Source organism: Ruegeria sp., assembly GCF_028066395.1.
GTDB lineage: Bacteria > Pseudomonadota > Alphaproteobacteria > Rhodobacterales > Rhodobacteraceae > Ruegeria.
In genome coordinates this window covers 1-13025 of record NZ_JALCBM010000092.1, presented here as the reverse complement: position 1 = coordinate 13025, position 13025 = coordinate 1, and the positions used below count along the sequence as shown (strand labels likewise).

11 protein-coding genes are annotated in these 13025 nt (G+C 62.2%); 5 read left to right on the top strand and 6 right to left on the bottom strand.

Annotation, left to right across the window (positions count from 1 at the left end; all coding sequences use genetic code 11):
• Positions 1-42 precede the first annotated feature (42 nt).
• Entirely contained in the window at positions 43-744 is a 702-nt protein-coding gene (locus MPJ51_RS20015; protein WP_298390541.1) for a helix-turn-helix transcriptional regulator, read from the top strand.
• On the opposite strand, the gene MPJ51_RS20010 is transcribed toward MPJ51_RS20015, so the two are convergent.
• From MPJ51_RS20010 to prfB, 3 genes are all read right to left on the bottom strand, one after another.
• A complete protein-coding gene (locus MPJ51_RS20010; protein ID WP_298390539.1) occupies positions 729-1511 on the bottom strand; it encodes a DUF2189 domain-containing protein in 783 nt (260 codons plus the stop codon). The two genes, MPJ51_RS20015 and MPJ51_RS20010, sit on opposite strands and share 16 nt — an antisense overlap.
• A 28-nt stretch (positions 1512-1539) precedes the next feature.
• Entirely contained in the window at positions 1540-2937 is a 1398-nt protein-coding gene (locus tag MPJ51_RS20005) for an amidase (protein WP_298390537.1), read from the bottom strand.
• A 190-nt stretch (positions 2938-3127) separates the two neighbouring features.
• The gene (gene prfB / locus MPJ51_RS20000) at positions 3128-4252 is read right to left on the bottom strand and encodes a peptide chain release factor 2 (protein ID WP_298390535.1); all 1125 of its coding nucleotides are present in this window, start codon (positions 4250-4252) and stop codon (positions 3128-3130) included.
• A gap of 77 nt (positions 4253-4329) precedes the next feature.
• Between prfB and MPJ51_RS19995 the strand changes: the two genes are divergently transcribed.
• A complete protein-coding gene (locus tag MPJ51_RS19995; protein ID WP_298390533.1) occupies positions 4330-5163 on the top strand; it encodes an aminoglycoside phosphotransferase family protein in 834 nt (277 codons plus the stop codon).
• Here MPJ51_RS19995 and MPJ51_RS19990 read toward each other — a convergent pair.
• The 3 genes from MPJ51_RS19990 to MPJ51_RS19980 form a co-directional block, all read right to left on the bottom strand.
• Positions 5157-7646 carry a PBP1A family penicillin-binding protein gene (locus MPJ51_RS19990; RefSeq protein WP_298390531.1) on the bottom strand — a complete coding sequence of 830 codons (2490 nt, stop codon included), beginning with the start codon at positions 7644-7646 and terminating at the stop codon, positions 5157-5159. The two genes, MPJ51_RS19995 and MPJ51_RS19990, sit on opposite strands and share 7 nt — an antisense overlap.
• A gap of 95 nt (positions 7647-7741) precedes the next feature.
• The gene (locus MPJ51_RS19985; RefSeq protein WP_298390529.1) at positions 7742-8962 is read right to left on the bottom strand and encodes an N-acetylmuramoyl-L-alanine amidase; all 1221 of its coding nucleotides are present in this window, start codon (positions 8960-8962) and stop codon (positions 7742-7744) included.
• 66 nt (positions 8963-9028) lie between these two features.
• Positions 9029-10192, bottom strand: coding sequence for an aminotransferase class I/II-fold pyridoxal phosphate-dependent enzyme (locus tag MPJ51_RS19980; protein WP_298390527.1), 1164 nt, complete (start codon positions 10190-10192; stop codon positions 9029-9031).
• On the opposite strand from MPJ51_RS19980, the gene MPJ51_RS19975 reads away from it, so the two are divergent.
• The 3 genes from MPJ51_RS19975 to MPJ51_RS19965 form a co-directional block, all read left to right on the top strand.
• Positions 10191-11570, top strand: coding sequence for a M48 family metalloprotease (locus MPJ51_RS19975; protein WP_298390525.1), 1380 nt, complete (start codon positions 10191-10193; stop codon positions 11568-11570). The genes MPJ51_RS19980 and MPJ51_RS19975 overlap by 2 nt on opposite strands.
• Positions 11567-12325: a DsbA family protein gene (locus MPJ51_RS19970; RefSeq protein WP_298390523.1), complete on the top strand. Its 759-nt coding sequence runs from the start codon at positions 11567-11569 to the stop codon at positions 12323-12325. The genes MPJ51_RS19975 and MPJ51_RS19970 overlap by 4 nt, the downstream gene beginning before the upstream one ends.
• Before the next feature lie 161 nt (positions 12326-12486).
• Positions 12487-13025 (top strand): CHAP domain-containing protein (locus MPJ51_RS19965; protein ID WP_337959824.1); only part of this gene is annotated, 539 nt, incomplete at its 3' end.

The window sequence follows — 13025 nt, the reverse complement described above, 5'->3', positions numbered from 1 at the left end:
CGGTCGTGTTTTTCCATAGAATTCAAAGAACCCGGGACAGACATGACCGATACATCTCGCAGCCCCGCTGAATTGCGCAGCATGTTCGGAGCCAATCTCAGACGCCTGTCCGACAGCTATCCGACCGTTTCGGCGCTGTGCCGCGAACTTGGCATCAACCGCACCCAGTTCAACCGCTACCTGTCCGGCGAAAGCTTTCCCCGGCCCGAGGTTCTGGACCGTATCTGTCGTTTTTTTCAGGTGGACGCACGTATTCTTCTGGTGCCGCTGGACCAGATCGAACCAGCCCTCGGCCACCCCGCCACCACGGTGTTGGACGGGTTTCTGGCCCCCAACCACGAACAGACCCTGCCACCCGGCTTTTACCATGCCGAAGAGGCCCACCCCGAAGACCCGCAGATCACACGCCACCGGCTGCTGTTACTCCGCCGCGTCGGCCACACCACCCTGTTGCGCAGCTTCGAGCCCCGCACCCTGCTGCCTCATTGCTCCACCCAAGACCGCGAGGTTCAGGGCTTTGTCTCAAGCAACGGATCGCAAATCTATGCGCTGCTCGCACGACGTGGTGCCCGGGACAGCCAGATGATGGTGCTCTCTGCATCGGCGGACGGGATTGAATGGAACGGCCAGATCATCGACCTTTACGGCCCCCTTTCCACCCCCAAACGCCTGACCCTGCGCCTGAACGACACCACCAAAGCGACCCTGCGTCTGGCCCGTGCGGCCCCTTATGCGCCGGATTGATCACCACTTTCCGTGATCAGCCGGTAGAGATGCCAACTGGCATGCCCCAGCAAAGGCAGAACAACCAGCAGCCCCAGAAACCACGGGATCATCGCCAGAAACGTTGCCACCGCAATGAACGCCGCCCAGATCAGCATCACCCGCATATTGGCGCTGACATAGGTATAGCTTGCGATCATGGCCGTCACGAAATCCAACTCGCGATCCAGCAGCATCGGGATGGACAGAACGGAAATCATATAAAGCACCAGCGCAAAGACCGCGCCCACCACCGTCCCCACGGCCAGCATGGTCAGCCCGTTCGGGGTCAGAAACACCTCAAGCGAGGTTGAGACATTGGTCATCGTCGACAGCCCCATGAACAGGGCAAAGATCATGTGACCCAGAAAGAACCAGAACAGAAACATCACCACGATGATCGCGCAGATCGAGGGCAATTGCCGGCGCCCCTGCTGGATGACCACACCAAAGATCGCCCCGAAATCCAGCGGCTCGCCCTGTTCCAGCCGGTGCGAGACCTCGTACAGCCCAACGGCAGCAAACGGCCCGATCAGGGGAAACCCAATCGCCGCCAGCACCAGCCAGAACGAGGTGCCCGTCTGCACCGTAATCCAGGCCATCAACCATCCGGCCAGCACATAAAATCCGGCAAACAGCAGACCAAACAGCGGCGCACGGCGAAAATCGCTCCAGGCCCGGCGCAGCGCCTCTTTCAACATGGCCGTCTCGACCGGTTGCAGCGTCGGGACGCCAAAGGGCTTATCCATGTTCAATCTCTCCTCCCCAACAGCCCGGTTACAAGGCCGGTCGTTTCTGTGGCCATCCCGTTGCCGCGTGATAAGCGGCACCGATCGACAGGACCTGCGCATCCGCATCTCTGGGGCCAAACACCTGCACCCCCATCGGCAGGCCATTCATCCCAAACCCCGCAGGCATGGACAGGCAAGGCAGGCCCAGCAGGCTGACCGGTGTCATCACCTGCATCCAACGGTGATAGGTGTCCATCGCAGCACCTGCGATTTCGGTCGGATACGGAAGCTCAACCTCAAACGGCCAGACCTGCGCGGCAGGCAGAATCAGCGCGTCATAGTCCTGAAACAACGCCGCCGCCCTGCGAAACCAGTCCGAGCGGGCGACGCTGGCATGATGCACCTCCATCGCACTCAGCGCCAGACCACGCGCCAACTCCCATTGCGCGCTGTCCTTCAGTGCCGCCTTGCGGTCTGCCAAAGGCTGCAAACCGGTCGCCACGCTCCAGGATCGCAGGGTGATCCAGCTGTCCCAGATGCGCTCGGCCTCAAACGGCGGTGGCACGGTTTCGATCTCGGCCCCGAGATCAGCAAACACCGACAGCGCCTGTTGGCACTGATCCAGAATCCCGGCCTCCATTGGAAAGGCTCCGCCCCAATCCGCAAGCCAACCGATCCGCACGCCTTTCAGATCAGCTGCCTGCACCGGCGAGACCTCCTGATATGGCACGGCCAAAGGCTGCCGCGGGTCCGGCCCGGCCATCACATCCAGCAGCAATCCGATATCCTCCGGGCTGCGCGCCATCGGACCCAAGGTCGAAAGCTGATGCAGATAACCATCGCCCGCCGGCTCGGACGGCACCCGCCCCCAACCGGGCCGAAACCCATAGACATTGTTCCACGCCGCCGGGTTGCGCAGACTGCCCATCATGTCGGACCCATCGGCCAGGGCCAGCATCCCCGTCGCCAGCGACACAGCCGCCCCGCCCGAGGACCCGCCGCAGGTCTGCCCCGGATCGTAGGGGTTGCGCGTGGCCCCATAGACCGGGTTGAACGTATGCGAGCCCAGACCGAATTCCGGCGTGTTGGTCTTGCCGATCAGAATAGCCCCCGCCGCCCGCAACCGCGCCGCCAGCAGATCATCAGCCGCCGGGACATGATCGCGAAACAAGGGCGAACCCTGCGTCGACACAATCCCCGCCACATTGACCAGATCCTTGACCGCAATGGGCAGCCCATGCAGCGGCCCACGGGGCGGCCCGGCATCCGCCCGCCGCGCCTCGGCCATCAGATCATCCCCGTCGCGCAAGGCAACAATGGCATTGACCTGCCCGTTGACGGCCGCAATCCGCTCCAACGTCGCCGCCATCACCTCTGCCGCCGAAACACGGCCCGAGGACAGATCAGCCAACAGGGTTTGCGCAGAACGTCGGGTCAGGTCCATCGGGGTCTCATTCACACAGGCAAAGGGCTCTCACCCTACAGCCTAGCCAAGCCCCCGCGCCATTTAAACCCACTGTCTGAATGTATCTTTTCCCGGCCCGGCACCCACCGCCCCGGCCCCTTCATCTGGCCAAAAATATCCCGGGGGAGTCTCCGCCTGCGGAGACGGGGGCAGAGCCCCCAAGACAACCTCAGTCGCCCTGCGCCTCAGATCGGCTCTTGCCCGCAACGTCCAAAGCCAGGGTCGCGGCCATAAACCCATCCAGATCACCGTCCAGCACACCCTTGGTGTCCGAGGTCTCGTGATTGGTCCGCAAATCCTTGACCATCTGATAGGGCTGCAACACGTAGGACCGGATCTGGTTGCCCCAGCCCGCATCGCCCTTGGCCTCATGCGCCGCGTTGATATCGGCGTTGCGGCGATCCAGCTCCTGCTGATACAGCCGCGATTTCAGCGCCTTCATGGCGATATCACGGTTCTGGTGCTGGGATTTCTCGGAACTCGTCACCACGATGCCGGTCGGAATATGGGTGATCCGCACCGCCGAATCCGTGGTGTTCACGTGCTGCCCGCCCGCACCGGATGACCGGTAAGTGTCGATGCGGATATCTGATGGGTTCACTTCAATCTCGATATTGTCGTCGACCACCGGATAGACCCAGACCGAACTGAACGAGGTATGCCGCTTGGCTGCCGAGTCATAAGGCGAGATGCGCACCAGCCGATGCACTCCGCTCTCGGATTTCAACCAGCCATAGGCGTTATGCCCGGAAATCTTGTAGGCAGCGGATTTGATCCCCGCCTCTTCCCCCGCCGTCTCGGACTGCAGTTCAACCGTATACCCCTTTTTTTCGGCCCAGCGCACATACATCCGCGCCAACATCGAAGCCCAATCGCAGCTCTCAGTCCCGCCCGCGCCCGAGTTGATTTCGAGGAAGGTGTCATTGCCGTCGGCCTCACCGTCCAGCAGGGCCTCAAGCTCTTTCTTGGCGGCCTTGGCCCCAAGCGCCTTGATCGCCGCCTCGGCGTCCTGAACGACCTCTTCATCCTCTTCCATCTCACCCAGTTCGATCAGCTCAATATTGTCGCTGAGATCGGTCTTGATGGTCTCATAGGTCTCGATGGCATCGACCAGCAACTGCCGCTCGCGCATCAGTTTCTGCGCGTTTTCGGGATTGTCCCACAGGTTGGGGTCCTCGACGCGGGCGTTGAATTCCTCCAACCGATGCGGCGCGGTTTCATAGTCCATGCGCTGCGCCAGCAGCTCCAGCGACTTTTCGATCTCCGCCACGGTGTTCTGGGTTTCGGCGCGCATGGTCTTGTCCCAACTTGCTCAATCAGGCCTGCGTGATAGCAAGAGGTGCGAGGCACCACAAGACAGGCAAGGGGCGAATGCCGAACCCGTTGGATCAGATTGCCGGTAGCTGGGGCGTGACACCCCTGAAGCAGGTCGCCGATACCGGCCACGCGGTGGTGTGGAAGACCGCCACAGAGGGCGGGCAACCCCGCGCCCTCAAACTCTATCACCGCACGGATCGCGGGAATGAGGCTGCCGGGACGCGCCTGTTGCAAGCCTGGCGGGATCGTGGCGCGGTCCGGGTCAGGGCCGAGACCGAAAGCGCTGTGCTGATGGATTGGCTCGATGGCCCATCGCTAGGGGATGCGGCGCGGGGTGGTGATCCTGATCGCGCCTTGGAGCTATTGGCCAAAACCGCGCGACGCTTGCACCAGCCGCCACAAAGAACGGTCCCCGGATTGACGCCGCTGATCGAGGTCTTCGCCCCTCTTTTCTCAGCAAATTTTTCTGAGACCTGCCCAGCACCATTCCGGCAAGATATACAGCGCGCCATCGCGCTGGCCCAAACCCTGCTCGACACTCAACCCACCCAAACTGCACTGCATGGCGATTTGCACCCGGACAATGTGATCCTGACGGCGACAGGTCCCGTCGTCATTGATGCAAAGGGTTACATTGGCGATCCGGCGTTCGAACTGGCCAATGCGATCCGCCATCCCAAAGGCATGCCCGATCTCGTCCGCCGCGCGGATCAGATCGACCGCTGCCTTGCCTTCTATGCCGATGCGATGAACGTCTCCGTCAAACGCCTGAACCAATGGGCCGTCGCCAAATGCGCCCTGTCGATTTTCTGGCGGTCAGATGGGACCATCGCCCGCGACAAAGAGGCCGACCTGCTGCACCTGCTGCTAAAGCGGGCGGATCAGTAAAGCCCGCCGCCCTGCAAGTCACCCTGGCTGGCATTCGGACCAACCGTGACCGTGTTGCCGGTGGATGTGGTGACCTGATGACCGGAATTGCTGACCTCTTCAAACAGGGGCAAATCCGATCCCATGGCAAAGCCACCATCAAAGACGCGGTCGATAAAGCCGTCGACGCCATCCCGGAAATACTCGGCCACAACGTAATCGCCAGAGGCATCCGCAGGCAGGCGCGCGCCGCTGAACCGGTCGATCTTGATGAAATGGCCACCGTCAGGCACCTCGAACGGGCCGCCGCCGTATTTCTCGACTGCTGTTTCCATGAAGCTCTGGAACACCGGGCCGCACAGGGTGCCGCCATAAGCCCCCCGACCCATCGGACGCGGGCGGTCATAGCCGATATAGCAACCCGCCACGATGTTCGAGGTGAAGCCGATGAACCATGCATCTTTCGACTCGTTGGTCGTCCCGGTCTTGCCCGCCGTCGGCACCGGCAGGTTAACCACGCCCGAGGCGGTACCGCGATCCACAACACCCTTCATCATCGAGGTCAGCTGATAAGCAGTCACCGCATCCATCACCTGAGAGCGGTTGGTCTCGATCGTCGGGGACTCATCAGGTGCCATCCAGGTGGAGTTACAATCCAGACACTGCCGGTCATCATGGCGATAGATCGTTTTGCCGAATCGGTCCTGAATACGGTCGACCAGAGTCGGCTCGACCCGTTCACCACCATTGGCGAACATCGCGTATGCAGCCACCATCTTGTAGAGCGTCGTTTCTTCGGCCCCCAGTGAGTTAGCAAGGAACGCCCCCATCCGGTCATAGACGCCGAACCGTTCGGCATATCCGGCAACCACCGGCATCGTGACCTCTTGCGCCAGACGGATGGTCATCAGGTTCCGCGATTGCTCAATCCCGGTGCGCAGCGGGGTTGGTCCGTAGAATTTGTTTGACGAGTTCTTGGGCCGCCACAGGCCCTGCGGTGTGTTCACCTCAATCGGGGCATCCACCACGATGGTGGCAGGGCTGTAGCCACTGTCCAAGGCAGCCGCGTAAACGAAGGGTTTGAAACTGGAGCCCGGCTGCCGCTGCGCCTGCGTGGCGCGGTTGAACACCGAATCCTGATAGGAAAAACCGCCTTGCATCGCCAGAACACGGCCCGAGTTCACGTCCATCGCCACGAACCCGCCTTGTACCTCGGGCACCTGACGGGCGGACCACTGGCCCTCTTCCCCGGCCATCACCAGAATGACGTCACCGCGTTTGAAATTGGCCTGAAAATTGCCCTGCATCCATTTGATATCGGCGCGCGGAACGGTGCCATCAGCCCGGCCATCCTCGATCCCGACGGTCAGGGATTGATCAGCCACATTCAGAACCACCGCCGGGTACCATTGTGTCGGCAGCACCACGTCGCGGGGGATTTCCAGCGCCTTCAGCGCGGCGCGCCATTGGGCTTCATCACCCAATTGATCCTCGGCGATCACCTCGCCCGTGCCGCGCCATTTCCCGCGCGAGCGGTCGTATTTCTGCAACGCCTCACGCAGGGCGCGGGCGGCTTCGACCTGCATTTCCTCATCAACCGAGGCGCGGACGGTGAAACCGCCGGTAAAGAACTCACCCTCGCCGAAATCTTCGCTCAGCTGGCGGCGGATTTCGTCGGTGAAATAGTCGCGTGGCGGTAGGGCCACCCGGAAGCTTTCGAAATCGCCACTCTGGACTGAACGTATGGGCAATTCGACCTCGGCCTCATAGGTCGCCTGATCGATATAGCCGTTCTGGTGCATCTCGCGCAGCACGTAGTCGCGACGCGCCAGCAGGCGGTCGTGGTCGCGGACGGGGTGGTACTTCGACGGAGCCTTGGGCATGGCGGCCAGCATCGCGGCCTCATGCGGGGCCAGCTCCTGCAGGGTCTTGTTGAAATAGGTCTGGGCGGCGGCGGTCACGCCATAGGAGTTCTGGCCCAGATAGATCTCGTTCATATAGAGTTCGAGGATCTGTTCTTTGTCCAGCGTATCCTCAAGCCGTGTTGCAAGGATAATCTCTTTGATCTTGCGTTCCGCCTGACGATCGCCCGACAGCAGGAAGTTCTTCATCACCTGCTGGGTGATCGTGGAGGCCCCCCGCACGTTTTCGCCCTTGGATTTCACAGCCTCGACCCCGGCGGCGATGATACCGCGCGGGTCATAGCCCTGATGGGTGTAGAAATTCTTGTCTTCCGCCGAGATAAACGCCTGTTTGATCAGGTCAGGGATTTCCTCGGACGGCGTGAACAGGCGGCGTTCCTGCGCGAATTCGTCGATCAGTTGACCTTCGCCGGAATAGATGCGGCTGATGGTGGGCGGCTTGTATTGGGCCAGCGATTCATGGCTGGGCAGATCGCGCCCATACATCCAGAACACGGCGCCCACGGTCAGGGCCGTCATGAAGATACCCAGGGTCACGAGGCTGAAAAGCGCCCCGAAAATCGAAAGAATGAACCGGATCACGTTACTGCCTTTTCTTCGCGGTGCCGCCTATATAGGGGCCGACCCGGGCCGGGTCAAAACACCTCGGCCCATTTTAGCCGGTTTGCGCCGCAGGGTCACTGCCCAATCAGGGACCGTTTGACCAGATCGTCCTGCCGCCATTGCTCCAACCCTTGAAAGATGCCCAGCGCCATCTGCGCGCGCCATTCGGGGTTTTGGATGTTCTTCAGGTCGCGTGGGCTGGACAGAAACCCAAGCTCGACCAGGACCGAGGGGATATCCGCAGCCTTCAGCACCGAAAACGATGCGGTCCGCAAGGGGCGGCGATTCATCGGCCCGCCCTGCTGCGCCATGCCATTGGCCAGCGCCTGCGCCAGCGCGGTGGTGCGCGGTTTGGTTTCCTGCCGTGCCATGTCCAGCAGCACATCGGCCACCTGATCGTCAGACCCGCTCAGGTCTATGCCCGAGATCAGATCGCCCCGGTCATGCCGCTCTGCCAGTTTCAGGCTGGCCACGTCGGATGCATCATCGGACAGGGTATAGACCGCCGCGCCGTGGGCATGACCTTCGGACAGGCTGTCGGCATGCAATGAGATGAACACATCCGCCCCTGCCCGATGCGCCAGCGCGATGCGCCGCTCCAGCGAGACGAACTGGTCATCCACCCGGGTCAGGACCACCTCATACCCGCCGGCGCGCAGCAACAGCTCGCGCAATTCGCGCGCGAAGACCAGCATCAGGGTTTTCTCGTCAGTGCCCGAGACCTCGGCCCCCGGATCAATGCCGCCATGGCCCGGGTCCAGCATGACGCGCAGGGGTTTTATCCCCTCATTCCGGGGCTCGGCAATCGCCACCGCAGGTTCCGGCAGGTCCCAGCCCGGCTGGCGCGGTGCGCCTGCGCTGGCGGCGAATGTGTCGAAATCGGTGCCTTTGAGGGTCAGCGACAGCTGTGCCGCCCCGGTCGCCGGATCGATGCGCATATCGGCAGTGTCCACGGCCAGCGGCGCGCCCAGTTCCAGCACCAGCCGCGACCAGCCCGGCACATAGGCCCCGAACTGCACGCCACTGATACGGCTGCTTTGCAGGAACGCGTCCCGGTCCAGACCGGACCAGTCAACCTCTTGAAAATCCAGCACCATCCGGTAAGGATCGCGCAAGGTGAACACCCGGTACGGTACCCCCTGGCTGAGGCCAAGCTGGACGGTCACCCCGGATCGTCCGGCATCCGAGATACGGCTTTGATCCGGCAGAATCCGTGCCAGCGCGCTGAAATCCTGCGCAAGCGCAGCACCGTTAAGCGCCCAGATCAGGGCGAGTGCGTAGAAAATCCTGCTCATGGCCTCAAGTTTTCCCGAGATCGTTTGAGCGGCAGCCTACCGCACCCGGACCCGTTTGTGAACGCCCTAGACCTGTTCTGTGATCGCCCCGCGTTCGGCCATGAAGCGGCGCAGGCGGGTCAGCCCCTCTTCGATATCCTCGGTCGCGCGGGCGTAGGAAAAGCGCAGGGTTGTGTGGCCACGCACCGGGTCGAAATCCAGCCCCGGGGTGACGGCAACCCCGGCCTTGTCCAGCAGTTCCGCCGCAAAGGCGCGGCTGTCATTGGTCAGGTCCGAGACATCGGCGTAAACATAAAACGCACCATCCGGCGGGGCGATATTGGTGAACCCGGCCTTGGGCAGCCCGCTCAGCATCAGCGCGCGGTTGCGACGGTAGACGTCCAGATTGGCCTGCAGTTCATCCTCGCATTCCATCGCGGCCAGCGCGGCAATCTGACTGGCGTGCGGCGCGCAGATGAACATGTTCTGCGCGATGCGCTCGACCACACGCACCTGATCCTCGGGCACCACCATCCAGCCAACCCGCCAGCCGGTCATCGAGAAATATTTGGAGAACGAGTTGATCACATAGCACTCATCCGTCAGTTCCAGCGCGGTGACGGCTTTGGCCTCATATTCCAGCCCGTGGTAAATCTCATCACTGATGAAGGATGCCCCCTGCCCCTGCGCCGCCTCGATCAGCGCGCCCATGGCGGCGTGGTCCAGCATTGTGCCGGTGGGGTTGGCCGGTGAAGCGACCATCAGCCCCTGCAAATCGAGCCCGGCGAAATCCGCAGGCACCGGCTGCAACCGGTTCTCCGGCGCGGTGGGCAGATCGACCGGGACCAGCCCCAGCGCCTTCAGAATCTGCCGGTAAGACGGATAGCCCGGCGCGCCAATGCCGACGCGGTCACCACTGTCAAAAAGCGCCGTGAAGGCCAGCAGGAACCCACCCGACGAGCCTGGCGTGATCACCACCCGCTCGGGGTTCAGATCGACCCCGTACCACTCGCCATAAAGCTGCGCGACCCGCTGGCGCAGCGCCGGAATACCCAGCGAGACGGTATAGCCCAGCGGATGATCCGACATCGCCTGACCCAAAGCCTGCACCGCGCCTTTCGGGGCGCCGGTTCCGGGCTGGCCGACCTCCATATGGATGATGTGGCGACCGTCCTCTTCGGCCTGTCGCGCGGCCTCCATCACGTCCATCACGATGAAGGGATCGACGCCGGACCGGGTTGAGTTTCTCATGCCCATCTCCCATGTTGCTGGCATGGCTTTTGAACGTGTATCCAGGCTGGCGTCAATCCCGGCCCTGTTGCTGGTGGCAGTGACATGGCTGGTCAGCGTCGCACAGGCCAGCGCGCAAAGCCTGATCCGCGACCCCGACATCGAACATGGCCTACGGGAACTGGCCTTTCCGATATTGCGCGCGGCGGGTCTGAACACCAAGCGGGTGCGGGTGCTGGTGGTCAATGACAGCACGTTCAACGCCTTCGTCATCGACTACAACACGATCTATGTGAATTACGGCCTGATCCTGACCGTCGAATCGCCCGAGATGCTGCAGGCCGTGATCGCGCATGAGGCCGCCCATATCGCCAATGGCCATCTGGCCCGCCGGGCCGAGAATCTGCGCGCCGCGCAACGCAACGCACAACTGGGCACCGCGCTGGCCCTGATCGCCGCCGCCGCCGGTGGTGGAGAGGCCGCAGCGGGCATCGCCGCAGGCACCTCGGCCTCGGCCCTGCGCGGTTTTCTGGGCCATACAAGGGCCGAGGAATCATCCGCCGATCGCAGCGCCGTCAGCTATCTGCGCTGGGCCGGAATCTCGCCCCGGGGCATGGTCAACCTGCATCGCAAATTCGCCGGGCAGGAGTTGCTGAACACCGCCAATCAGGACCCCTATATGCGGTCGCACCCCACCAGCCGCGAACGCCTGCGCGCCGCCGAGGCGTTTCTGGACGAATTCGGCGATCAGGCGCAGCAGAACGCCAATGCCAATTACTGGTTCGCGCGAGTCAAGGGTAAGCTGTCGGCCTTTCTGCGCGCCCCCGGCTGGACCCTGCGCCGTGCTTCGGAAGAACAGGATCGCGACATCCGTCTGATGCGCGAGGCATCGGCCTATCACCAGAACCGCGATCTGGCCCGAGCCCGCGCCGCCATTGACGCCGCGCTGGAGATCCGGCCCGATGATCCGTTCTACTATGACCTCAAAGGGCAGATCCTGTTGGAAAATCGCCGGGTGAACGAAGCGATTTCCGCCTATGGCTACGCCGTCGAAATGGCGCCGAACGATCCTCTGATCCTGGCAGGCTATGGCCGCGCGCTGCTGGTGGATGGACAGGTGAACAAAGCCCTGCAAGTGCTTGAAAAGGCACGCGCACGGGATTACCGAAATGCCCGGTTGATGCGCGATCTGGGCTCGGCCTATGCGCAGGTGGGCAATAACGGCATGGCCTCGGCCGTGACCGCAGAACGATATGCGTTGCAGGGCCGTCTGGCCGATGCGGGCATTCATGCAAGACGTGCCGTCGGGCAATTGCCCGAAGGTTCTCCGGGGTGGCAAAGGGCACAGGACGTGCTGATCGCCGCCGAGCGGGCAAACAAGAAAAGGAAACGGAAATGATCCTGAAACACGCCGCCCCCGCCCTGTTTGGGCTTTCGCTGGTGACCAGCCCCGCGCAGGCGCTGGACCTGAATGCCATGACCGAGGCCGAAAAGGCCGAGTTCGGCGCGCAGGTGCGCGAGTACCTGCTGGAAAACCCCGATGTGATCATCGAGGCGATCAACATTCTGGAACAGCGCAACGCCGAAGCCGAAGCGCTGGCCGACAAGCAACTGGTCGCGGCCAATGCGGATGCGCTGTTCAACGATGACTATAGCTGGGTTGGCGGCAATCCCGATGGTGACATCACTCTGGTCGAGTTCATGGATTACCGCTGTGGCTATTGCCGCCGTGCGGTGCCCGAAATCGCCAACCTGCTGGCCGCGGATGGCAATATCCGGCTGGTGATCAAGGAACTGCCGATCCTGGGCGATGCCTCGGTCGTATCGTCACGCTTTGCCATCGCCACCAAACAGGTCGCGGGCGATGACGCCTACAAGCAAGTCCACGACGCGTTGCTGGAATTCAGCGGCGAGCCGACAGACGTCACCCTGCGCCGCCTCTCGGACGGCTTGGGTCTGGACAGCGACGCCATTCTGGAGGCCATGAACAGCGACGCGGTCACCGAAGAGATCGCGCAGACTCGCGCGCTGGCGCAGAGGATGCGCATTTCCGGCACGCCGTCGTTCGTTCTGGGCACCGAAATGCTGCGTGGCTTCCTGCCCGCAGATCAGATGCAGCAGATCGCAAACGGGGTGCGGGCTGAGCAAGGGTGATTGAGGCGGGGCGGTTTCGGCCGCCCTCACCTCCCTGGGACAAATGACCCAAGAGGCATGTCCGACCGGCAAAACCTTGCCGCGCGTTCAATATGCCTCTTTTCAAAACCGAAAAAATCGCAATAAATCTTCGCAACCACTCAAACCAGCACCGAAGCTTCTTGCGAAACACCGTCAGCACCACCCAAACGATTTGGCCGCGCCTGTCCGGTGCCGCCCGCGCGGTGATCGCGCTGGGGCTGGTTGCTATGGTCTCTGCCTGTGCCCAGAACCCGAATGAGATAGATCTCGATCCCGAACGTCAGGCGATGGCGCTGCAAGAGGTCTCGAAAAAGCAGGCCCGCGGGCAACGTGTGTGGTGCGTGCCCTACGCAAGAAACCTCAGCGGTATCCAGATCCGGGGCAATGCCAAGGATTGGTGGGGCAAAGCGCATAACAGCTTTGACCGGGGCAAGGAACCGGTGGTCGGGGCGGTCATGTCATTTCGCGCCACCCGTGGAATGCCCTTGGGCCATGTGGCGGTCGTGTCCGATATCGTCACCGAACGCGAAGTCATCATCAACCACGCCAACTGGCACCGCAACAAGGTCTCGTTGAAAATGGGCGTCCTGGACGTATCCAAAAACAACGACTGGTCACTGGTCCGCGTCGAAAGCCGCCCGGGGCAATATGGCAGCCACTATCCGGTGAACGGGTTTAT

Excerpts from the sequence above, each read along its gene's own strand:
- MPJ51_RS20015 (WP_298390541.1), top strand. The coding sequence starts at position 43 with ATGACCGATACATCTCGCAGCCCCGCTGAATTGCGCAGCATGTTCGGA.
- MPJ51_RS20010 (WP_298390539.1), bottom strand. The coding sequence starts at position 1,511 with ATGGATAAGCCCTTTGGCGTCCCGACGCTGCAACCGGTCGAGACGGCC.
- MPJ51_RS20005 (WP_298390537.1), bottom strand. The coding sequence starts at position 2,937 with ATGGACCTGACCCGACGTTCTGCGCAAACCCTGTTGGCTGATCTGTCC.
- prfB (WP_298390535.1), bottom strand. The coding sequence starts at position 4,252 with ATGCGCGCCGAAACCCAGAACACCGTGGCGGAGATCGAAAAGTCGCTG.
- MPJ51_RS19995 (WP_298390533.1), top strand. The coding sequence starts at position 4,330 with ATGCCGAACCCGTTGGATCAGATTGCCGGTAGCTGGGGCGTGACACCC.
- MPJ51_RS19985 (WP_298390529.1), bottom strand. The coding sequence starts at position 8,962 with ATGAGCAGGATTTTCTACGCACTCGCCCTGATCTGGGCGCTTAACGGT.
- MPJ51_RS19975 (WP_298390525.1), top strand. The coding sequence starts at position 10,191 with ATGCCCATCTCCCATGTTGCTGGCATGGCTTTTGAACGTGTATCCAGG.
- MPJ51_RS19980 (WP_298390527.1), bottom strand. The coding sequence starts at position 10,192 with ATGAGAAACTCAACCCGGTCCGGCGTCGATCCCTTCATCGTGATGGAC.
- MPJ51_RS19970 (WP_298390523.1), top strand. The coding sequence starts at position 11,567 with ATGATCCTGAAACACGCCGCCCCCGCCCTGTTTGGGCTTTCGCTGGTG.